Raw genomic sequence first — 22209 nt, 5'->3', positions numbered from 1 at the left:
AGGATGCCCCGCCCAATACGGCTCAATCGCCGGGATCTATTGAAGCTCGGCGTCGGTGCGAGTGTTGCGCTGTCTACGGCGGGTCTTGTAGCCACCATTACTGGCTCCACGCCCGACCAACCGCATGCCGGCATGAAAGTCCTGCGCAGTGTTGACCTGCCGGTACTGGCCCTTCTCTTTCCGGCCTTTATCGGCCCGCATCCCAAGCTGGACGACGTGGCGATCCAGGCGGCCATTCGCCAGCTGGACTTCACCCTGGCGCATAGCTCCGCGCAGACCCAGAAAGAGGCACTGCAGTTGCTGGGGCTGCTCAGCTTCGCCCCTACCCGCGGTCCACTGACGGGCATCTGGGGCGCTATCGAGCAGGCCAGCCCGGCCGAAATCGATACCTTTCTGCAGCGCTGGCGCGACAGCCGGCTGGACCTGCTGCGCCAGGGGTATAAAGCCCTGGGACAGTTGCTGCTGATGAGCTGGTACGCGCTACCCCAATCCTGGGAAGCCGCCGGCTATCCCGGCCCGCCGGTCATCTGATACACCAAAGGGGACATGAGTAAATGCCTGTACCAGACGTAGTCTTGCAAGGGATTGAACAGGGCTGGGATGTGCTGGACGCGAGCAGCCTCGACCGGGACGCGGTTTTCGAGGCTGATGTGGTCATCATCGGTACCGGCGCGGGTGGCGGTACCAGTGCGGAGATCCTGGCTGGAGCAGGACTTAAAGTAGTGCTGATTGAAGAAGGTGCCCTGCGCACCTCCAGCGACTTTCATAATGACGAAGCCACCGGCTACGCCGAGCTCTACCAGGAAGGCGCAGCGCGGGCCAGCAAGGACGGCGGCATCGGCATTCTACAGGGCCGTACCGTTGGTGGCAGCACCACCGTCAACTGGACCAGCAGCTTTCGTACCCCCGATCAGACGTTGGCTCACTGGAATTCGGTGCATGGCGTGACGGGTATCGATAGCGCCAGCATGGCGCCCTGGTTCGAGCGCATCGAGCAGCGCCTCGGCGTCGCGCCCTGGGCCGTGCCACCCAATGCCAACAACGATGTGATTCGTAGCGGCTGCGAAAAGCTGGGCTGGCATCAGGCAGTCATCCCGCGCAACGTACGCGGCTGCTGGAATCTGGGTTATTGCGGCATGGGCTGCCCGACCAACGCCAAGCAATCGATGCTGGTGACCACTATCCCCGCCGCCCTGAAGCGTGGCGCAACGCTGATTCACCGCGCCCGTGCCGAGCGTTTACTGATTCAGGGCGATCGCGTGGAAGGCGTGCAATGCCGGGCGATGAATGCCGAGCTGACTCGCGCTGACGGCCAGGCTATTGAAGTGCGTGGCAAACATATCGTGCTCGCCGGCGGCGCAATCAACAGCCCCGCACTGCTGCTGCGCTCCGGCGCACCTGATCCGCACGGCCTGGCTGGCAAACGCACTTTTCTGCATCCGGTGAATTTCAGCACAGCGCAATTTGATAAACCGATCAATGGTTTCTACGGCGCGCCGCAGTCGATCTACTCCGACCAGTTCCAGTGGCAAGACGGGGCGATTGGGCCGATGGGTTTCAAGCTCGAAGTGCCCCCGATGCAACCCAGCATCACCTCCGCCCTGCTGGGTGGCCACGGCAGCACCAACCTGCAGCGCATGCACAAGTTGTCCCATAGCAACCTGATATTGGCGCTGCTGCGCGACGGCTTCCACGAGCAGAGCCCGGGCGGCACGGTAATGCTGCGCGACGATGACACGCCGGTGCTCGACTACCCGCTCAACGAGTATCTGTGGGACGGTGCGCGCCGGGCGTATCTGGCGATGGGCGAAATCCAGTTCGCTGCCGGCGCTAACGCCGTAGCGCCGGTACACAGCCGCGGCGAATACAGCACCAGCTGGACTGCATACCGACAACAGGTCGAAGCCTTGCGCTATGTTATCCACGACGTACGGCTGGCCAGCGCCCACGTCATGGGTGGCTGCCCGATGGGTGAAGACCCCTCCCGATCAGTCGCCAACAGTCGCGGCCAGCATCATCAACTGGAAAACCTGTCGATATTCGACGGGTCGTTGTTCCCCACCAGTGTTGGCGCCAACCCGCAGCTGTCGGTGTATGCACTGACAGCACGTCTGGCAACGCAGCTGGCCGAGCAGTTGAGCCGGGGCGCTAGCCCAACGGCAACAAAGCAGGCCAGCAGCACAACGGTTGGCCGCGGATAAGCATTAAGCTACCATTTGCCCCTTCAAGCACTCATGAAAAGGCAAACTGCCAATGAACACCGTACTCTATCCCGGCACATTCGACCCCATCACCAAGGGCCATACCGATCTGGTCGAACGCGCGGCAAGGATGTTCGACAAGGTGGTCGTGGCGGTTGCGGTCAGCAGCAAGAAGAACCCTGCCTTTTCCCTCGATGAGCGCGTCAGCATGTGCCGGGAAGTCCTGGCGCACTTGCCCAATGTCGAAGTAGTTGGCTTCTCGACGCTACTCGCGCATTTTGCCCGCGAAGTGAACGCCAATGTTCTACTGCGAGGCCTGCGCGCCGTGTCGGACTTCGAGTATGAATTCCAGCTCGCCAACATGAATCGCGTCCTCGCGCCGGAGGTCGAGAGTCTGTTCCTGACGCCGTCGGAGAAGTATTCCTACATCTCCTCTACGCTGGTGCGCGAGATCTCCAGTCTGAAAGGTGATGTCACCAAATTCGTACATCCGGTAGTCAATGAGGCCCTGCGCAAGCGTTATAATGCCTAGGCTCAGACCTAACGCACCATCACGTAGGAGTGCCCGGTTTCATGTCTCTGATCATCACTGACGACTGCATCAACTGCGACGTCTGCGAGCCGGAATGCCCGAACAACGCCATTTCACAGGGCGATGAGATCTATGTGATCGATCCGAACCTGTGCACCGAGTGCGTCGGGCATTTCGACGAACCGCAGTGTCAGCAGGTTTGCCCTGTTGATTGCATTCCGCTGGACCCGAACCATGTCGAGAGCCGTGAGGAACTGATGGAAAAGTATCAGATCCTCGTCGGTACGGCTTAAGCCCGTGCACCGCCTGTTTCTGCTGCCAGCCCTGCTGCTGGCATTCACGATTCAGGCAGCTTCCCTGCCTGGCCAGCAGGCAGTCGCCACCGCCCATCCTGACGCCACCGCCGCAGCCCACCGCATTCTTGACGAAGGCGGCAATGCATTTGATGCGGCCATTGCTGCCGCTGCGACGCTCGGTGTAGTCGAGCCCTACAGCTCCGGCATCGGTGGCGGCGGGTTCTTCCTGCTGCGCCAGCCTGATGGCGAAACCATTGACTACCGCTTCATCGATGCACGGGAAACCGCGCCGCTACGCGCCAGCCGTGACCTGTACCGCGACGCTAAAGGCGTGGTGCAGCGCGTCCCCGCATTGAATGGTCCGCTCGCCGCCGGCATCCCCGGTCTACCTGCCGCGCTGGTGCATCTGGCCGAACACTACGGAGACCTGCCGCTAAGCCGAAGCCTGGCGCCCGCCATCGAGGCGGCTGAGCAGGGTTTTGCTGTGACTGACCGATACCGCATGCTGGGCGGTTTCCGCGTTGAGGCCATGCGCCGCGACGCCGAAACCGCCCGCTTGTTTCTGCGCAATGGAGCACTGCCCGCCGAAGGAGAGGTGATCAAACAGCCGGAGCTGGCGCAAACACTGCGGCAACTCGCCGCCAACGGCCGCGACGGGTTTTACCGCGGCCCGGTTGCGGCGCAGCTGCTAAAGGGTGTCGAGGCAGCAGACGGCATCTGGCAGCAAGCTGACCTGGATGCCTACGAGGTAATAGAGCGCGAACCGATTCGCTTTCACTCGCATGGCATGGAGATTATCAGCGCGCCTCTGCCGTCGGCCGGAGGCATTGCTCTGGCGACCATACTCCAAGGCGTCGAAAGCCTGCCCGCGACACAACCTGGATCGGTGGCCTGGACGCACAATCTTGTAGAGATGATGCGTCGCAGCTATCGCGACCGCGCGTTATTACTGGGTGATGGTGATTTCGTCGAGGTGCCGGTTGCGCGCCTGGTCTCCAGAGAGTATGCCGAACAACTCGCCGCTACCATTGACCCGCAACGCGCCACCCCCAGCGCTGAACTGGGGGCACCGAAGCTATTCAGTGAAGGTACCAACACCACGCACTTCTCATTGATGGATGCAGAGGGCAACGCCGTCTCGGCAACGCTGAGCATCAATCTGCCGTTCGGCGCAGCCTTCACCGTGCCCGGTACCGGGGTGCTGCTGAATAACGAGATGGACGACTTCGCCGCCGATCCGGCCGGGCGCAACGAGTATGGGCTGGCCGGTGGCGAGGCCAATGCCATCGCCCCCGGTAAACGTCCGCTTTCGAGCATGGTGCCGACCATGCTGGAGAGTGATTCACGTCTGGCAGTGCTCGGCACGCCGGGCGGCAGCCGCATCATCACCATGGTGTTGCTCGGCGCACTGGAAGCCATCGAGCAACAGCCGGTACAGCGCTGGGTCAGCCGTCCACGCTTCCATCATCAGTATCTGCCTGACCGGATTCAGGCAGAAGATAACGCCTTCACATCAGAGGAGCAGGCTGCACTGGAAAAGCTGGGTCACCGGATCGAACCTGCCGGACGCCGTTATGGTGACATGCATGCGCTGGAGTGGGACAAGCGCAAAGGAGAAGTCAGTGCCGCAAGCGACCCGCGCGGCGTCGGGGCGGCGCAGGTCAAACACCCGCTCAAGGAAGATTGATCGAGGGCTCGATCCGCTCCCGTCCGCCCTTGCGGTTTTTTCTCGCCAGAGGCTTGGTCCTGGTCGGCCGCTCGCGCTTTCGCGGCTGTTCGACCTCGGCTGGCTCCGGCTCGTACGGCGCGACAACCTGCTCGACCACCTCACCCCGCGCGGCCAACACGGCATGAGCCATTGCCAGATGGCGTCGAATGTCCATCAGATAGTGCATGTCGTTAAGCAACGAGGTCGCCTGCCAACCGTCGAGGTCGCGGTTGCGCAGCTGCAGCTGCACGCCCTTCTGGAACTCGGCTGAGAACAGCTTGCCTTGCTTCTCGTATTCGTAGAACAACTCAGCCTGAGCGGCAGCGTCGCCCTGAATATCTTCCAGCCGCCCCAGTGCCAGCAAGGCCAGACCGCACTGCTCGCGGAGCACCTCGTAAGACACCCGCACGGCAGGGGGAGCGTCATCAAGCTGCTTGCGCAGGTTCTTCTGCAGATGTTTGGCCGCCTTGACAGCCTCGACCAGATCGCGCCCCGCCAGGTTATGTTCCATCAGCACCTGCTGCTGTTCCGGCAACAGCGAGATATCCATACGGCTGATGAAGTCGACGATATCCGAATACACGCCCTTGATATGCCGCTCGTACAGCACATCGGCATTTTCGCGCTGGGTCGCCGCCACGGGCGCGCGCACCGCCTCGTGCAACTGACGCCGCGGCATGCCGAGCAGTACCGCTGGAGGCAGGTAGGTCGCCGCGGCAATGACCTGCCGCGTCAGTGCTGCCAGATGCAGAAGTTCCTGGTCCAGCACCTTGAGCGCGGTATCGGCATGCAGCAAGGCCGAATCATTCAGGTACTGGGCCCGTGCGCGTGGCTGCTCACTCAACACCAGCGGCTTGATTTCGGTACTGCCGACGGGAATTGCTTCCGGAAACCAGCGCATCAGCACTTTTATCATCAAGGGAACGAAGGGCAGCATCAGCACCAGCCCAAGCAGATTGAACAACGTATGGAACAAGGCAAGCTTGAGCGTATAGGCATCGTCGGCGATACCCAGCACATAAGCCATCGAATCAACGCTGCGGGCCAACAGGGGTAGTATGAGCAAGGCTACTGCAGCCGTAACGCCGTTGAACATGATATGTGCCGCGGCCAGCCGCCGACCGGCGTTGTTGCTGCCGAGCGCGCCGATCAGGGCAGTTACAGTAGTGCCCAGATTAGCGCCTATAGCCATTGCCAGCGCATTGTCATAAGCCAGCTGACCACTGGCCAGCGCGGCCAGCGTAATCATCAGGGTGGCGTGGCTGGATTGCATCAGCACCGTCGCCAGCAGACCCAGCACCAGGTAGACAATCACCCCTAGCCAGCCGGAGAACGCATAGGTATCAAGGTTCAGTGCGCCTTCGAAACTGGCGAAGCCGGCTTTCATCAGATCGATGCCGAAAAACAGCAGACCAATGCCGAGCAAAACCTGGCCAATGCCTTTCCAGTGCGCCTCGGCTCGACGTCCGAGCATGACGCCAAACACCAGCAATGGCATGGCCACCGAAGCCAGATCGACCTTCAGGCCTACCAATGCAATCAGCCAGGCGCCCGTCGTGGTACCCAGGTTTGAACCAAACACGATGCCGATACCCGCCATCAGGCTGATGAGGCCGGCGCTTAGAAAGGCGATGCTGAGCAGGGTCACCAGAGAGCTGGATTGAACGAGGGCGGTACTGGTGAAACCGAAGGCCAGGCTTTTCCACAGCCGATCGGTGCTTCTGGACAGCCAGCGCTCGAGCGCACCGCCGGTGAAGGCCCGAAACCCATCTTCGAGATGGCGCATACCCATGATGAACAAGGCGACCCCTGCGGCGAGGGTGGCCAGCTCAACCTTCCAGAAAAAGAGAATCAGTAGTACCAGCAGGGCGACCGGAAGCCAGCCCGGCTTGAGAAAAGTACGCATTAAGCTCCTATGATCCAGCGACCGGATCGACAACCTGCTGGCTGTCGTCCGACTCGCCAGGGTTCATATCAGAAGCGTTCGTCCTGCTGCTTGCGACCGTAGCCGCTCTTGGTGCAGCCCAGGCAACGCATGAAGGTTTCGCGTCCCGGACGGACTACCAACTCCTGTCCGGCCTCGGCAGTATTGCCGGCCAGAGCAGTGAACGGAAGGCTGACAACGAACGCCGCAGTGCCCACAGCCGTGACGCCCAGCAACAACGGCCGGGCAATGATCAGATCACCAACCATGGCAAAAATTCCGGGGTTGTTGACCTCTTCCTTGTATCCAAATGATTGATCAGCAGCCGCAACGCTGCCAGCCAGCAGCAAGCCGGCCATTAAAGCTGTGGTATGACGTAACAGGCGCATAATTGAGTCCCTGGTTTGTGGCCCGATAGGCGTTTTTTATCATGCCGGCAACCCTTCCCGGGTACCGTTCACTCTGCATTGTAGGCCTTAAAGGCACTTTTCGGAATCGGGCCGGGGAAATTCACACACCACCCCGTTTTCAGGGCCTGGCAGAGCGCTTATCGTTGGCAGCCGCGGCAGAATACCGAGCTGCGCTGGCCCAGCCGGGCCTCGCTCAATGTCATACCGCACACCTTGCACAGCTGGCCGGCCCGTCCATACACGAACAGCTCCTGCTGAAAATAGCCCGGCTTGCCGTCGCCGCCAGTAAAATCGCGCAGAGTGGTGCCGCCACGTTCGATGGCGAAGGCCAGGACCTTCCGGATTTCCTCGGCGAGGCGCTGATAGCGCGCCCTGCTGATGCGCCCTGCCTCGCGTCGCGGATCAATCCCGGCGGCAAACAGCGCCTCGGTTGCATAGATATTGCCCACCCCCACAACGATGGCGTTATCCATGATGAACGGCTTGACCGCCATGCTGCGGCCACGGGAGCGCTGATACAGCCGGTCGCCATTGAACGCATCGGACAAGGGCTCCGGACCAAGGCTGGCAAGTAGCGGGTGCTGCTCCCCGGCGCGTTGCCAGAGCATGGCACCGAAGCGCCGCGGGTCGGTGTAACGTAGCGCCAATCCCGAATCCAGCTCGATATCCACATGCTCATGCTTGAGCACCGGTGTATCCACCGGCACCAGCCGCAGATTGCCGGACATGCCGAGATGGCTGATCAGAGTGCCGCCGCCAATGTCCATCAGCAGATACTTCGCGCGGCGACGCACCGCAGTGAATGTCTGCCCTTCAATCTGGATCGCCAGATCCTCTGGAATCGGCCAACGCAGGCGCCGGTCACGCACTATCAAGCGGGTAACCCGATGACATTCGAGATGCGGAGCGATGCCGCGGCGTGTGGTTTCGACTTCAGGTAGTTCTGGCATGGGGCTCCTGCTCAGATGTGCAGCCAATAGGTGGCGAATATTAACAGCAACAACATCGGCATGACTGTGGCCACAAACCGCGCATTCCAGACGAAAGCCACACGCACCGGCGCTTCGCCGCTATAGCGCGCCAGTATCAGCGTGGAAGGGCCGAACGGAGAAAAGATCATCGCCAGTGAGAAGCCGCACATCAAGCCCACCGCCGGGGTCAGGATCGGTACGCCCAGCGCCGCCAGTTGCGCCAGCAAGCCCGCGATCAGTGACAACGAGACGATAGGCGCAACGCCTATCGCCGCCAGTATGATGGTGCTGAACAGGCTCGCCACCGCCAGCAGGACATTGTATCTCGGAGCCTGAGCCAACCAGGCGGCAAAGTCGCCCAGTGGCGCGGCCGCGCCGAGCAACCCGCCAAGCACCGCAGCACAGCCGAAGATGAACATTTCGTTGTGCATACTCACCATATTCTCGGTGACTTCCTGCCAGGCCGCCTTCGGCGCGCGGTCACGCCAGAGCAGATAGCCCACCGCCCCGAGCGGCACCAGCACCATGGCTGACTGCGAAGCCGTGAGTATGGTCATGTAGGCCAGCGCACCCATGGCGGCCAGCCCCAGCAGGCTGCCCAGAACCAGTGGCCACATACCGTCGGTTTTGCTGTCATCGCCGATGCTGTCACGCAGGCGCTTCAAACCACGCGTTTCATGGCGCCAGCCGGCGACCACCATCATCAAGGTCGCGGCCAGACCGTAGGGAAACAGGTCTACCCAGGAAACATCTGGCATCTCCCGGGAAATAATCGCGATAGTGATGCTGGTGGGTGCCAGCAGAGGCACCAGTGCAAAGCCTCGGAGTGTCGTCACCATCACGCTGCGCAGGCCGTCACGCTGCTGCTGCTCGGTCAGCGGATAACGCTGCAGGTGCTCCTTGAGCGTGCCGCAGAGCAGATTCATCATGCCGAAATTGAGCACCGACCCAATGCTGGCGGCGGTGAGCACGTATCGTGGGTAAAGAATCGAGGTTGGGCCGGAGAGCAACATCTTGTGCAGCTGGCGCAAAGGCTCCAGGCGCCGCGCCAGCAACTGCATCAGACCCAGCGCGCCGAGAAAGCTGGTGTAGTAGGCGGCTGAACTGGCCAGCCGTGGCCACAGGTCCGGCTCGGCCCGGAACCCGAAGACGACCGCCAGTAGCAATGCCAGGGTGATAAAGCCCAGCCAGCGCGGGTAAGGATTGAGGCGTCGGAATCGCAGGCAAAAATACGTCCCCAGAACCAACGCAGCCAGCCAGCTCAAGGGCTTCTGCTGGCTGACCAGCGCCGCCAGCTCGAGCCCGACACCCAGCGGCAATAATCCGGCAATCATTGCCGGCGACTCAAGGCAGGTCCTTGCGATACAGGCCTTTCTTGAATACACCCTCGCCGAAACTGATCAGCTTGTCGTTATCGTCCAGCAAATCGCAGGCGGCCATGAACACCTTGTGCCCGGCGCTGCGGCAGGTCGCGACCGCGCGCACCCGGGTACCGACTGGCGCGGTCGCGGAAAAATTGACATTCATCGAGAGCGTAATGGCCACGCGACGTTCTTCGGAGGTAGGTGCCCAGGTGCCGCACAAACCCATGGCGATATCCAGCAGACTGGCAGTCACGCCACCGTGCAGGTTGCTGGCGTTATTCATGTGCCGCTCTGTCAGCGTCAGCGCAACGACCGCTCGCCCTTCCGAATATTCGACCAGCTCAGCACCCAGGTCCTGAAAGAATCCGGTCACTGACCGTGCGACTGCTTGCCGTTGATCCTGATCCATGAAGCATTACCCTTAATGTTTTTATGTTGATCGTTACCATTCAGCGCGACTGACCCATCGGCCATGAAATTGACCAGCCCTACACGCTGCCTGCCGTGCCGCGTGAAACGCGCGCGACCAGTGAACTTGCGCTCGATAAGCGCAGGATTTAATCTCACGCACCTTCAAACGAAATATCGTTCCGCATTGCGGAATGCAGGGTAAACGAGGAGACATTGCATGTTCAACCGGATTGGCGTAATCGGCGCCGGTGCCATGGGTCGCGGAATTGCCCAGCTGTTTGCCACCAGCGGCCAACAAGTGCTGCTGTACGACACGCGTAAAGAGGCAATCGACGACGCGCTGGCATTCAATCGCAACCTGCTGCAGCGGTCTGTAGCCAAAGGCAAGCTCAGCGAGCAGGATTTCGAGGCCACCATGGGTCGCATGCAGCCCGCGGCAACCCTCGAAGAGCTGAAGGATTGCGATCTGGTTATCGAGGCAATTGTCGAAATTCTCGAGGTCAAACAGAAGCTGTTCGATCAGCTCGAAGCCATCGTCCGTGATGATTGCGTTCTGGCCACCAATACCTCCTCGCTGTCGGTCACCCGTATTGCCAGCAGTTGCAACAAGCCTGAGCGCGTTGCCGGTTTTCACTTCTTCAACCCTGTGCCACTGATGAAGATAGTCGAAGTGGTACGTGGCGAGCGCACCGACGAGCGCTACATTCAGGGTCTGGTTGATCTGGCCAACACCGCCGGGCATTTCCCCGCGATCACGCCCGACACCCCCGGCTTCCTGGTCAACCACGCCGGTCGCGCCTTCGGCACTGAAGCGCTGCGTATCCTCAGCGAAGGCATTGCCACGCCGCAACAGATCGATCGCATCCTGCGCGACGGCCCGGGCTTTCGCATGGGGCCCTTCGAACTCTTCGACCTGACCGGCCTGGACGTCTCCCACGCGGTGATGGAGTCGGTATACGAGCAGTTCTACCATGATCCGCGCTATACGCCGTCGTTCATGGCTGCGCAGCGTGTAGCGGCTGGCCTGCTGGGTCGCAAGACCGGCCAGGGCTTCTACCGCTACGAGAACGGCCAGAAAATCGAGCCGCAGGAAGCCGCACCCGAAACCGTGCTGATCAATCGTCCGTTCTGGCTGCATACCGATGACGACGCGGTACGCAGCAATGTACACGCTGCCTTGTCCGCCGCCGGCGCCACGCTGGAAGACGGCAATCAGCCCAGCGATGAAGCCATCTGCCTGGTCACACCCCTGGGTGAAGACTGCACCACGGCTTTGATCCATCTTGGGCTGCCCGCCGAACGCACTCTGGCCATCGACTGCTTTGCCGACTGGGATAAGCGCCGTACCTTGATGCGCCAGCCCGCCGCCCGGGCCGATATCGTTGCCCAGGCGCGCCAGGCGCTGAGCGCCGATGGCGTGCCGGTGGAGCTGATCAACGATTCCCCCGGTTTCGTCATTCAGCGTCTGATTGCCAGCGTTATCAATCTGGGCACCGAGATCGCCCAGAAAGGTATTGCCACGCCGGAAACCCTGGACCGCGCCATTCAGCTTGCGCTGGGCTATCCGAAAGGCCCGCTGGCCTTCGGCGAGCATTACGGCAAGCATCGCGTCCTTACCGCACTGAACAACCTCCAGGCCGTTTATGGCGAACCGCGGTACCGGCCGAGCCCCTGGCTGCGTCGGCGCGTTCAGCTCGACCTGCCATTAACCGCCCCCGACTTCCAGGAGTAATCTGATGACTGCCTATATTTATGATGGTCTGCGTTCCCCCTTCGGCCGCCACGCTGGCGCATTGGCCAGCGTACGCCCTGACGATCTGCTGGCCGAAGTCATGCGCGCGTTGATCGCCCGTAACCCCTTCGACCAGAAGGACTACGAAGACGTGGTCATGGGCTGCACCAACCAGGCCGGTGAAGATGCCCGTAACCTGGCGCGCCACGCTGCCCTGCTGGCCGGCCTGCCCCAGGAAGTTCCCGGCCTGACTGTAAACCGCCTCTGCGGTTCCGGCCTGGCTGCCGTGCTGGACGCACACCGGATGGTCAAGGCTGGCGAAGGTGAGCTGTTCATCGCTGGCGGCGCAGAAAGCATGAGCCGTGCGCCCTTCGTCATTGCCAAGAGCGAGAACCCCTACTCCCGCGAGATCCGCGCCTTTGACAGCACCATCGGTGCGCGCTTCCCCAACCCCAAGGTTGAGAAAGACTACGGCTGCGACACCATGCCGGAGACGGCAGACAATGTTGCCGAGGAACTGGGCATTACCCGCGAGCAGGCCGACACCTACGCTGCACGCAGCCAGGCGCTGTATGAGAAAGCCCGCGCCGACGGTTTCTTCGATGAGGAGATACACCCCATTGAAGTCTCCCAGGGCCGCAAAAAGCCCAGCAAGCTGGTCGACAAGGACGAGCATCCCCGCCCCAGCAGCGACATGGAAGCGCTGTCGAAACTGCGTCCGCTGTTTGAAGGCGGCGTGGTTACCGCCGGCAATGCCTCTGGCGTCAACGACGGTGCCGCAGCACTGTTGATCGGCTCCGAAGCCATCGGCCAGAAGTATGGACTCAAGCCCCGCGCACGCATTCTGGCTGGCGCTGTCGCTGGCGTCGCACCGCGCCTCATGGGGGTTGGTCCGGTTGAAGCCTGCAAGAAGGCACTGTCACGCGCCGGCCTGACGCTGGCAGACATGGATCTCATCGAAATCAACGAAGCCTTCGCCTCGCAGGTGCTTGGCTGCGCCAAGATGCTCGAGCTGGACTTCAACGATCCACGCCTGAACCCCAACGGCGGCGCCATTGCTGTCGGTCACCCGCTGGGCGCTTCCGGCGGCCGACTGACGCTGACGGCGGTTCGCCAGCTGGAACGCACCGGCGGTCGCTATGCACTGGTCAGCCTGTGCATTGGCCTGGGTCAGGGCGTCGCAGCTGTCATCGAACGCGTCTGAATACTGACCCGATTCTCCGCTGAGCAGTATGCGGAGCGCCACAAACAGCCAGACCTGCCGAATCGGCGGTCTGGCTGTTTGCTCTCTGCCTGCCAGGCGTGACATGGCGGCATCGAATTTCCCGGCGCTTCTGGTATCGTGAACGCTTCTGATCAACCCGGTATCGCAGATGCAAATAGCTTCCAATCCCTTCGAATGGCTCGGTGAAGTGCTGGGCAGCCTGGTGCGTATCGTCATCGACAGCCTCACCTGGATATTCGATCTGCTCAGCACCGCCAGTGCAGGCTTCATCAACGGATTTGCGCGCACGCTGGGCGTCGATAGCAGCTGGCTGAGCATCGGCGCCGTGATTGTCGGCCTGTTATTGCTGTATAGCGGAGTGCAGTCGCTGATGCGCAAGCGCTTTATCAGCGGAGTCATCTGGATTCTGCTCGGGCTCTGGTTGTTGAGCGCGCTGGTGCGCTGAGCCGCGGTGCAGCACGCGTGAACCGAGAGCACAAATGAGAGTCCGCATAGAACGACCTATGCGTAGGCATCAACTTCATCAGAGGAGACCATCATGGGATTTGCCTTTTCCACCGATCTGCAACTGACCAGTAGCGCCTTCGAACAGCACGGCGCGATTCCCACCAAACACACCGGCGAGGGGCAAGACGTATCCCCGGCGCTGAGCTGGAGCAACCCACCGGCAGGCACCAAGTCCTATGCGATCATCTGCCATGATCCTGACGCACCGCTGGTATCGCCCAACGGCACTTACGGTTTCGTTCACTGGACGCTCTATAACATCCCCGGCGAGGTCAATTCGCTGCCGGAGGGGACCTCGGACTACACCCAGGGCACCAACAATTTCGGTGAGAACGGCTACAAGGGACCGATGCCGCCCGAAGGTCACGGCCGTCATCATTACTACTATTGGGTGTTGGCGCTCGACGCCGAGCTGAACCTGCCCGAGGGGCTGAGCATGTGGGAATTGCTGGAAAAGATTGAGCCGCATACGCTGGCCATGAACCGCCTGATCGGCACCTACCAGCGCGGCTGAGCCCGGTGCATCCCGCCGGCGAGCAAGCTCACCGGCGGGCATTTCTATGCGTTGCGCCCTTCCAGCGCAGCCTTCAACTCTGCTCGCAGTGGCTCGCTCATCAATCGCCGGGTTTCCCGATACGCCTTGCGATCCAGCTTCGCCAGACCTTGTACCTTTGCCCGAGCGCGATCGAGCAACTGATCCGCGCTGACCAACTCATCGTAAAAGCCCGCCTGCACTGCCCGCTCCGGATCCAGCGTCTCTGATTGCAATGCACAACGCGACAGCCACGCCGGATTCAAGCGCGCCCGTGCCTGGGGCATGGCGGCATCGGGCATGGTCATGCCAATTGCCACTTCATTCAGCCCTACCTTGAACGGGCCTTCAATGCCAAGACGGTAATCCGCCAACAGCAGCATGAACGCCGCCTTGGCCATTGCGTGTCCGGTGCTGGCGATCACCAGCGGCGCAGGAAAATCCAGCATCGCCATCGACAGGCGATCACCCGCCGCGCGCATGGCATCACAGGCAGGCCCGCCAGCATCAATCAGCTTACGGTCGTAACCGCCACTGAATATGCCCTGTCGCCCGCTGATCAACACCGCGCAACCGGCCGCTGCCGCTTCCTCGAGCGCCTTCAGCAAGGCCTCGAGCATGGTTTGCGACAAGGCGTTGGCCTTGCCGTCATCCAGCGTGATCTCGGCGATGCTGTTGGTGATATTCAGCGTCAAGCCACTCATGATGCAGACCCCGCGCGCGCCTCGTCACGCAGCACCCGCCGCAATAACTTGCCGACCGTCGATTTGGGCAGGTCATCCCGAATCTCGACCGTGCTGGGCACCTTGTAACTGGTCAGGTGTTCGCGGCAATGGGCGATAATCGCGGCCTCGTCGAGGCTGGCCTCGCTGAGGCTCACATACAGCTTGATCGCCTCGCCCTTCTTCTCATCCGGCACGCCTACCGCCACGCATTCGCGGATCGCCGGGTGCAGCATGACGACTTCTTCGATTTCGTTCGGATACACATTGAAACCGGACACCAGGATCATGTCCTTCTTGCGGTCGACCAACTTGAGAAAACCTTCTTCATCGATCAGACCGACATCACCTGTACGTAGCCAGCCATCGGCGGTGAAGGTTTCGGTGGTCTCCTCGGGGCGCTGCCAGTAGCCCTGCATGACCTGCGGCCCGCGGATCAGCACCTCGCCCGGTTCGCCCGGTGCAGTCTCCTGGCCATCCTCATCGACCGTCTTCAGTTCGGTGTCGATCACCGCCCGACCAATAAAACCTTCCTTATAGGGCGTGAAGGCAGTGGAAGCGATAACCACCGGAGAGGTTTCAGTCAGACCGTATCCCTCACGCACCACGCTGCCGGTGCGCTGAAGCCAGCGCCTGGCCACTTCGGTGTTCAGGGGCGCGCCGCCGGAATTCACCCACTTGAGCCGGCTGAAGTCGATACTGTCGAATTCAGGATGCGCCAACAGCGAAACAAACAGCGAGTTGATGCCGGTAAGCAGCGTCACCGGACGGCGCTTGATATCGGCGATCATGCTGTCGAGATCACGCGGATTGGTAATCAGAACGCTGTGAAACCCTGTCGCGACAGAGGCGATGCAGTTCGCCGTGAATGCGAAGATGTGGTACAGCGGCAACGGCGAAACGCGAACCTCGTTACCGTATTCGACATCACCCTCGCGGATGATGCTGGTGGCCTGGATCACGTTGCTCAGAATATTACGATGGGTCAGCATCGCGCCCTTGGAAACGCCGGTGGTGCCGCCGGTGTATTGCAACAGAGCCAGGTCATCCAGACCGCGTGCGGTCTGTACCTCGGGCAGGCCCTGACCCAATCGCAACGCTTGCTGGAAACGTGTCACATCAGGCTCGTCTGCTTCATGGACGGGGTTTTGCAGATCGTCCACGCTGGTGACGATCAGGTGCTCGATCTCGGTATTGCCCTGAATGCTGCGCAACATCGGCACCAGCTTGTCGAGAACGACAATCGCCTTGGCACCGGAGTCGGCGAACTGGTGGCGACTTTCGTGCGGGGTGTATTGCGGATTGGTATTGACGATGACCAGTCCGGCCTTCATCGCGCCAAAGATGGCGACGGTGTACTGAAGAAGATTGGGCAGTTGTATGGCAATGCGGTCGCCAGGCTCAAGGCCCAGCCCGTGGCGCAGGTAACGCGCAAAGAAGTCCGCCGAGGCGCGCAGTTCAAGGAAGGTCTCGGTGTCTGCACCGCAGGAAAACGCTGGCTTGTTGCCGTAATCCTGGCAGGCCTTTTCAAGCACATCGAAGATGGTGGCGTGACCCAGTTGCGCCAGCTGGGTGCCGACGACAGAGTGAGCGGATATCGACATCTGAACCTCTTGATTTTTTTGGACTGTTATTTTGCACTGCGGAACCGAATACCAAAAAGATGCTATTCTATCCAAAGTGAGTGTGCAATGATCAGGCAACGACGCACGCATCGTTGCTCGGCCACACCGGCTCAATTGCTCAGAGCATCGAGACAACAAAAACAGCCGGACATTGAATATTTGCTCCGTTCGGGCAGCGCTCACATAGCGCCGCCGAATGATCCATAGCACGGTATCTCAGGCACTTCAGTCCAACGTACGGAATGTGCACAGACCAATGTCCAAGACGCTTAAAGGGTAATAAAGCGCCATGAACGAAGATTCGCAATCAATCAAGGAAACGGCGGTCAAGGATCGCAAATTTGTCGAGGCGCTTTCCCGCGGCCTCGACGTGCTGCGCGCGTTCAGCCAGGGCACCGTGGTCATGGGCAATCAGGATATCGCCCGCATCACCGGCCTGCCCAAGCCCACCGTTTCCCGCATGACCTACACACTCACCAAACTCGGCTATCTGAGCTACTCGCCGCAGCTGGAGAAATATCAGCTTGATTCAGGCGTGCTGGCCCTCGGTTATGCCTATGTTTCGAATCTGCGAGTGCGTCAGTTGGCCAAGCCGTACATGGACGAGTTCGCCCGCAGCACCAACACCTCGGTGGGCCTGACCTGCCGCGACCGTCTGTCAATGATCTACGTGGAAAACTGCCGCCCTGCCGAAGCGACCTCCCTGCGCATGGATGTCGGTATCCGCCTGCCGCTCGGCACCACCGCCGCAGGGCGCGCCTATCTCGCAGCGATGAAGGAAGAAGAGCGCGCCCATGTGCTGACCGCTCTGGCCAACCGTCATCCGGAAACCTGGCCGGACATCGAACGGCGTGTGGCAACCGCGCTGGAAGAATATGAAGCCTATGGTTTCTGCCTGTCGCTCGGTGATTGGGACCGCAACGTTAACGCTGCAGGCGTTCCGCTGTTCCTGCAGGACGGCACTATTATGGTACTGACCTGCGGCGCACCGACCTATCTGGTGCCTGCGGAAAAGGTCAAGAACCAGCTGGCCCATCAGCTGGAGATGCTCGCGCGGGATATCGAGCGACTCGGCGTCTGACCAACAGCCATACCCTGCGTCGCACTAAAATCGCGGCGCGGGGTCGGTATGTCTGCTTATCGATGACCCGTTATCAATGATCCACATTTCGCTTCTTCAATCATCGACAAACAGATTCTTTTTTTGTATTTTGCATAGCGAAACTTGGTTTCATTATTCCGCATAGTGAAACCATAACGATTCACCAGAACGGAGGTTCAGCATGTCGGACGTGGTCACCCTGGAACGACACGGCGCTATCGCAGTCGTCAGAGTCAACAACCCACCGGTCAATGCCCTGGGTATTGCTGTTCGTGAAGGCCTGCAAGACAGCTTCGCAGCCGCCGAGGCCGATCCGCAAGTCAAGGCGATCGTACTGGTCTGTGAAGGCAGCACCTTCATGGCCGGAGCCGACATCAAGGAATTCGGCAAGCCGCCGAAGTCGCCGAGCCTGCCTGAAGTAGTCAACGGCATTGAAGCCGGCAACAAGCCAAGCGTTGCCGTTATCCATGGCACCGCCCTGGGTGGCGGACTCGAAGTGGCAGTCAGCTGCCACTACCGCATTGCCGTGAAGAGCGCCAAGGTCGGCCTGCCGGAAGTCAAGCTGGGCCTGCTGCCGGGTGCCGGTGGCACGCAGCGCCTGCCGCGTCTGGTAGGTGTGTCCAAGGCTCTGGACATGATTGTCAGCGGTAACCCGATCGGTGCCACCGAAGCCCACGAACTGGGTGTTATCGACGAACTGATCGAAGGCGACCTGCAAGCTGCCGGTATCGCCTATGCAGAGAAGCTGATTGCCGAAGGCAAGGATGCACGTCGTACCGGCGAGCGCACCGACAAGCTGGAAGGGGTAGACAACGCCGCTGCCGTTGCTGCCAAGCGTGCAGAAATCGAGAAAAAGACGCCCGGCCTGTTCTCACCACAGCGCTGCGTTTCTGCTGTCGAAGCCGCCTTCACCCTGCCGCTCGAGGAAGGCCTCAAGCGTGAGCGTGAACTGTTCGGCGAATGTCTGGTTTCCCCTCAGCGCGGCGCCCTGGTTCATGCGTTCTTCTCCGAGCGCCAGGCATCCAAAGTCAATGACTTGCCCAAGGACACACCGGTCCGTGATATCAGGATCGCCGCCGTTATCGGTGGCGGCACCATGGGCGTCGGTATCGCCATGTGCTTTGCCAATGTCGGGATTCCGGTCAAGGTGCTGGAAATCAGCGAAGACGCCAAAGCCAAGGCCATGCAGCGTTGCCGCGATACCTACATGATGAGCGTCAAGCGCGGCAGCCTGACCGAAGACGCCATGAACAAGCGTCTCGACCTGATTCAGGGCGTAACGGATTACGCCGACCTGTCTGACGTAGACCTGGTGGTCGAAGCCGTTTTCGAAGAAATGGGTGTCAAGCAGAAGGTCTTTGAAGCACTGGATGCCAACTGCAAGCCGGGCGCTATCCTGGCCAGCAACACATCCTCGCTGGATCTGAACAGGATCGCTGAATTCACCAAGCGTCCCCAGGATGTAGTCGGCCTGCACTTCTTCAGCCCGGCCAATGTCATGCGTCTGCTGGAAGTCGTCCGTGGCGAGAAAACCGCCAACGACGTACTGGCTACCGCCATGGCCATCGGCAAGAAACTCAAGAAAGTCTCGGTGCCGGTCGGCGTGTGTGACGGTTTCGTCGGTAACCGTATGGTCTTCCAGTACGGCCGCGAGTCCGAATTCCTGCTCGAAGAAGGTGCTACACCTGCCCAGGTCGATGGCGCGCTGCGCAAGTTCGGCATGGCGATGGGCCCCTTTGCGATGCGCGACCTGTCCGGCCTGGATATTGGCCTGGCGATCCGCACCCGTCAGCGCGAAACACTGCCTGCCGAGTACAAGCTGCCGGCGATTCTGGACAAGATGGCCGAGGCCGGCATGCTCGGTCAGAAGACCGGCAAGGGTTTCTACGTCTACGAGAAAGGGTCGCGCACGCCGCTGGAGAACCCGGCCCTGCCGCCGATTCTCGAAGCTGCTTCGAAGGAACAGGGTATCGAGCGTCAGCAGCTGAGCGACGAATACATTCTTGAGCGCACCTTGTACGCCCTGATCAACGAAGGCGCCAAGATCCTCGAGGAAGGCATCGCCCAGCGCGCAAGCGACATCGACGTCATCTATCTCAATGGCTATGGCTTCCCGGCCTACCAGGGCGGCCCTATGTACTATGCCGACAGCATTGGCCTGGATCGCGTTTATGCGAAGATAAGCGAGTTCCATGAAAAGCTCGGCGCCTGGTGGAAACCGGCTCCATTGCTGGAAAAGCTGGCTAAAGAAGGCCGCAAGTTCGCTGATCTCTGAACAATTATTGAGGATTCCGAAAACGTCCTTGTGAAGCCCGGTCAACGCAACCGGGTGGAGCAGCCGTATTTGGACCGATTACAACGAGGACCACACATGGATATCCATTACTCATCTGAACAGCTCGCCTTCCGCGATGAAGTGCGTGAATTTCTGACAAACGAGTTGCCCGCAGACATCGCGTCCAAGGTCAAGCTGGGCAAGCACCTGTCCAAGGAAGACCACCAGCGCTGGCAGAAAATCCTGTCGGCCAAGGGCTGGTACGCTCCGGGCTGGCCGGTTGAGCACGGCGGCACCACCTGGGGAGCCGTCGAAAAGCACATCTTTGATGAAGAGTCCGCTGCAGCCGGCGCGCCGCGCACCATCCCCTTCGGCGTGAACATGGTTGCTCCGGTAATCATCAAGTTCGGCACCGAGGAGCAGAAGGCGCATTACCTGCCGCGCATCCTGTCCGGTGAAGACTGGTGGTGTCAGGGTTATTCCGAGCCGGGCGCCGGTTCCGACCTGGCCTCGCTGAAAACCCGCGCCGTGCGCGATGGCGACCATTACATCGTCAATGGCCAGAAGACCTGGACCACACTGGGCCAGCATGCCAACTGGATTTTCTGCCTGGTACGTACCGATCCGGAAGCGCAGCAGCAGCGCGGCATTTCCTTCCTGCTGATCGACATGGCGACCCCAGGTATCACCGTACGTCCAATCATCACTCTGGACGGCGACCATGAAGTCAACGAAGTCTTCTTCGACGACGTCAAGGTACCGGTCGAGAACCTGGTGGGCGAAGAAAACAAGGGCTGGACCTGCGCCAAGTACCTGTTGACTCACGAGCGTACCGGACTGGCCGGCATCGGCGCCTCCAAGGCTGCCATGCGTCACCTCAAGCGCGTTGCCAGCAAGCAGCAGAAAAATGGCAAGCCGCTGATCGAAGACACCCTGTTCCGCACGCAGATCGCCCAGATCGAGATGCAACTGATGGCAGCCGAGATGAGCACCCTGCGTATTGTCGCAGCAGCCTCGGAAGGCGGCGTTCCCGGCGCTGAAAGCTCGATCCTGAAAGTACAGGGCACCGAGATCCGCCAGGCGATCACCAATCTGCTGCGCAAGGCCATCGGCCCGTACGCTCTGCCTTTCCTGCCGGAGGAAATGGAATACGGTTACGAAGGCGAAGTATTGCTGGAAGACTACAGCCCGTCGCTGGCTTCCATCTACTTCAACATGCGCAAACTGTCGATCTTCGGCGGATCCAACGAGATCCAGAAGAACATCGTCTCGAAAATGATTCTCGAACTTTAAGGAGCCTGCCGTGGACTTCAAATTGACTGAAGAGCAACAAATGCTCCAGGAAACTGCGGAGCGTCTGGTACGCGACGCTTACACTTTCAGCAACCGCGAGAAATTCAGCGAAAGCGAAGCCGGTTTCAGCCCTGAGTTCTGGAATCAGATGGGCGAGCTGGGCCTGACTGCGATTCCCTTCCCCGAAGAGCTGGGCGGATTTGGCGGCACCGGCATCGAGAACATGCTGATCATGCAGGAGCTGGGCAAGGGGCTTTGCCTGGAGCCCTATATGGAATCGGTCATCCTCGCAGGCGGACTGATCACCCAGCTCGGTTCCGACGCACAGAAGGAAGAGCTGCTGGCTGGCATCGCCTCCGGCGAGCTGCAGGCGGCTGTGGCGCTGGAAGAACAGCAGAGCCACTACGACCTGTGCCACGTCACCACTACTGCAACCAGACAGGATGGCAGCTGGACACTCAACGGTCGCAAGGCTGTCGTTATCGGCGGTCACACCGCCGGCAAGATTCTGGTCTCTGCCCGCAGCGCGGGCGATGTGCGCGACCAGTCCGGCATCAGCCTGTTCATCATCGATCCGAACAGCCAGGGCGTTCGCCGCCGCACCTATTCCACTGTAGATGGCCGCAAGGGCTGCGAACTGTTCCTCGACAACGCCAAGGGCGAATTGCTGGGTACCGACGGCGAAGCCTACGACGCAATCCGCTATCACTCCGGCCGTGCCATTGCTGCACTCTGTGCTGAGGCCGTCGGTTCCATGCGCGTACTGTGCGACATCACTCTGGACTACCTGAAGACCCGCAAGCAGTTCGGCGTGGTCATCGGCAAGTTCCAGGTGTTGCAGCACCGTATGGTGGACATGATCAGCGAGCTGGAACGTGCTACTTCCATGGCGATTCTGGCTGCCTGCCTGGCGGACGACGAAGACAGCGAAGAGCGCAGCGCCAAGCTGTCCGCTGCCAAGTACATGGTCAACCGCGCTGCCCAGTACGTGGCAGAGCAGAGCATTCAGCTGCACGGCGGTATCGCCATGACCTGGGAATACGCCGGTGCTCATTACGCCAAGCGTCTGGTCATGATTGGCCATCAGTTCGGTGATGATGATCATCATCTCGAAGCCTACGCTGCTCAACTGAGCATCTGAGCCGCTCGGCGGGAACAGCCGCTGAAGCTGTTCCGGCCGACTTGTGACCCGGTTGATGGCGATTTGCACTATCAGCCAGGCACAGTGCCCGTTATGCTATGCACCCTTTTAATGTCATGCGCCCGCCGGGCGTCTCATAGACTTGTGGAGGACTAACGTCCATGAAAATCCTCGTCGCCGTAAAGCGCGTGGTCGATTACAACGTCAAGGTTCGCGTCAAAGCGGACAATTCCGGTGT

The 22209-nt window shown here is 60.5% G+C and carries 20 protein-coding genes and 1 pseudogene; 14 read left to right on the top strand and 7 right to left on the bottom strand.

Annotated elements, in window-relative coordinates; all coding sequences use genetic code 11:
* Positions 1–3 precede the first annotated feature (3 nt).
* Genes FZE95_RS15045 through ggt form a run of 5 tightly spaced genes read left to right on the top strand, consistent with a single transcriptional unit; the run spans position 4 to position 4716 of the window.
* Complete coding sequence (locus FZE95_RS15045) at positions 4–531, top strand: twin-arginine translocation pathway signal protein (RefSeq protein WP_150301696.1); 528 nt, start codon at positions 4–6, stop codon at positions 529–531.
* A 23-nt stretch (positions 532–554) separates the two neighbouring features.
* Entirely contained in the window at positions 555–2201 is a 1647-nt protein-coding gene (locus tag FZE95_RS15040; RefSeq protein WP_150301695.1) for a GMC family oxidoreductase, read from the top strand.
* Positions 2202–2253: 52 nt separating this feature from the next.
* Positions 2254–2733 carry a pantetheine-phosphate adenylyltransferase gene (gene coaD / locus FZE95_RS15035; RefSeq protein ID WP_150301694.1) on the top strand — a complete coding sequence of 160 codons (480 nt, stop codon included), beginning with the start codon at positions 2254–2256 and terminating at the stop codon, positions 2731–2733.
* A gap of 41 nt (positions 2734–2774) precedes the next feature.
* Positions 2775–3026, top strand: a complete 252-nt coding sequence (locus FZE95_RS15030; RefSeq protein ID WP_150301693.1) for a YfhL family 4Fe-4S dicluster ferredoxin — start codon at positions 2775–2777, stop codon at positions 3024–3026.
* A gap of 4 nt (positions 3027–3030) precedes the next feature.
* Positions 3031–4716: a gamma-glutamyltransferase gene (gene ggt, locus FZE95_RS15025; RefSeq protein ID WP_150301692.1), complete on the top strand. Its 1686-nt coding sequence runs from the start codon at positions 3031–3033 to the stop codon at positions 4714–4716.
* On the opposite strand, the gene FZE95_RS15020 is transcribed toward ggt, so the two are convergent.
* The 5 genes from FZE95_RS15020 to FZE95_RS15000 all read right to left on the bottom strand — a co-directional run bounded on the left by FZE95_RS15020 (position 4703) and on the right by FZE95_RS15000 (position 9815).
* The gene (locus tag FZE95_RS15020) at positions 4703–6643 is read right to left on the bottom strand and encodes a Na/Pi cotransporter family protein (RefSeq protein WP_150301691.1); all 1941 of its coding nucleotides are present in this window, start codon (positions 6641–6643) and stop codon (positions 4703–4705) included. The two genes, ggt and FZE95_RS15020, sit on opposite strands and share 14 nt — an antisense overlap.
* A 68-nt stretch (positions 6644–6711) precedes the next feature.
* Positions 6712–7050: a multidrug transporter gene (locus tag FZE95_RS15015; protein ID WP_150301690.1), complete on the bottom strand. Its 339-nt coding sequence runs from the start codon at positions 7048–7050 to the stop codon at positions 6712–6714.
* A 158-nt stretch (positions 7051–7208) separates the two neighbouring features.
* On the bottom strand, positions 7209–8021 hold the full coding sequence (gene mutM, locus FZE95_RS15010) for a bifunctional DNA-formamidopyrimidine glycosylase/DNA-(apurinic or apyrimidinic site) lyase (protein ID WP_150301689.1): 813 nt from the start codon (positions 8019–8021) through the stop codon (positions 7209–7211).
* An 11-nt stretch (positions 8022–8032) separates the two neighbouring features.
* Entirely contained in the window at positions 8033–9376 is a 1344-nt protein-coding gene (locus FZE95_RS15005) for a hypothetical protein (protein ID WP_150301688.1), read from the bottom strand.
* A gap of 10 nt (positions 9377–9386) precedes the next feature.
* A complete protein-coding gene (locus tag FZE95_RS15000) occupies positions 9387–9815 on the bottom strand; it encodes a PaaI family thioesterase (RefSeq protein ID WP_150301687.1) in 429 nt (142 codons plus the stop codon).
* 219 nt (positions 9816–10034) lie between these two features.
* On the opposite strand from FZE95_RS15000, the gene FZE95_RS14995 reads away from it, so the two are divergent.
* The 4 genes from FZE95_RS14995 (at position 10035) to FZE95_RS14980 (ending at position 13795) form a co-directional block, all read left to right on the top strand.
* Complete coding sequence (locus FZE95_RS14995; RefSeq protein WP_150301686.1) at positions 10035–11549, top strand: 3-hydroxyacyl-CoA dehydrogenase; 1515 nt, start codon at positions 10035–10037, stop codon at positions 11547–11549.
* Position 11550: 1 nt separating this feature from the next.
* Complete coding sequence (locus tag FZE95_RS14990) at positions 11551–12753, top strand: 3-oxoadipyl-CoA thiolase (protein ID WP_190324585.1); 1203 nt, start codon at positions 11551–11553, stop codon at positions 12751–12753.
* A gap of 169 nt (positions 12754–12922) precedes the next feature.
* A complete protein-coding gene (locus FZE95_RS14985; RefSeq protein ID WP_150301684.1) occupies positions 12923–13219 on the top strand; it encodes a hypothetical protein in 297 nt (98 codons plus the stop codon).
* A 93-nt stretch (positions 13220–13312) separates the two neighbouring features.
* A complete protein-coding gene (locus FZE95_RS14980; RefSeq protein WP_150301683.1) occupies positions 13313–13795 on the top strand; it encodes a YbhB/YbcL family Raf kinase inhibitor-like protein in 483 nt (160 codons plus the stop codon).
* Positions 13796–13839: 44 nt separating this feature from the next.
* Here the strand turns inward: FZE95_RS14980 and FZE95_RS14975 are convergent, their stop codons facing one another.
* Together FZE95_RS14975 and FZE95_RS14970 are read right to left on the bottom strand one after the other, a co-directional pair.
* The gene (locus FZE95_RS14975; RefSeq protein WP_150301682.1) at positions 13840–14517 is read right to left on the bottom strand and encodes a crotonase/enoyl-CoA hydratase family protein; all 678 of its coding nucleotides are present in this window, start codon (positions 14515–14517) and stop codon (positions 13840–13842) included.
* Entirely contained in the window at positions 14514–16139 is a 1626-nt protein-coding gene (locus FZE95_RS14970) for an AMP-binding protein (protein WP_150301681.1), read from the bottom strand. The genes FZE95_RS14975 and FZE95_RS14970 overlap by 4 nt, the downstream gene beginning before the upstream one ends.
* Before the next feature lie 310 nt (positions 16140–16449).
* On the opposite strand from FZE95_RS14970, the gene FZE95_RS14965 reads away from it, so the two are divergent.
* The 5 genes and pseudogenes from FZE95_RS14965 to FZE95_RS14945 form a co-directional block, all read left to right on the top strand.
* Complete coding sequence (locus FZE95_RS14965) at positions 16450–17241, top strand: IclR family transcriptional regulator (RefSeq protein WP_150301680.1); 792 nt, start codon at positions 16450–16452, stop codon at positions 17239–17241.
* Between the two features lie 202 nt (positions 17242–17443).
* Positions 17444–19537, top strand: coding sequence for a 3-hydroxyacyl-CoA dehydrogenase NAD-binding domain-containing protein (locus tag FZE95_RS14960; RefSeq protein ID WP_150301679.1), 2094 nt, complete (start codon positions 17444–17446; stop codon positions 19535–19537).
* A 96-nt stretch (positions 19538–19633) separates the two neighbouring features.
* On the top strand, positions 19634–20830 hold the full coding sequence (locus FZE95_RS14955) for an acyl-CoA dehydrogenase family protein (protein WP_150301678.1): 1197 nt from the start codon (positions 19634–19636) through the stop codon (positions 20828–20830).
* Between the two features lie 10 nt (positions 20831–20840).
* The gene (locus tag FZE95_RS14950; RefSeq protein ID WP_150301677.1) at positions 20841–21971 is read left to right on the top strand and encodes an acyl-CoA dehydrogenase family protein; all 1131 of its coding nucleotides are present in this window, start codon (positions 20841–20843) and stop codon (positions 21969–21971) included.
* Positions 21972–22132: 161 nt separating this feature from the next.
* A pseudogene (locus FZE95_RS14945) lies at positions 22133–22209 on the top strand (electron transfer flavoprotein subunit beta/FixA family protein); the annotation flags it as partial.

It is taken from the genome of Pseudomonas profundi, from assembly GCF_008638305.1.
In the GTDB taxonomy this organism is placed as follows: Bacteria; Pseudomonadota; Gammaproteobacteria; order Pseudomonadales; family Pseudomonadaceae; genus Halopseudomonas; species Halopseudomonas profundi.
This window is presented reverse-complemented; position numbering and strand designations above follow the sequence as displayed.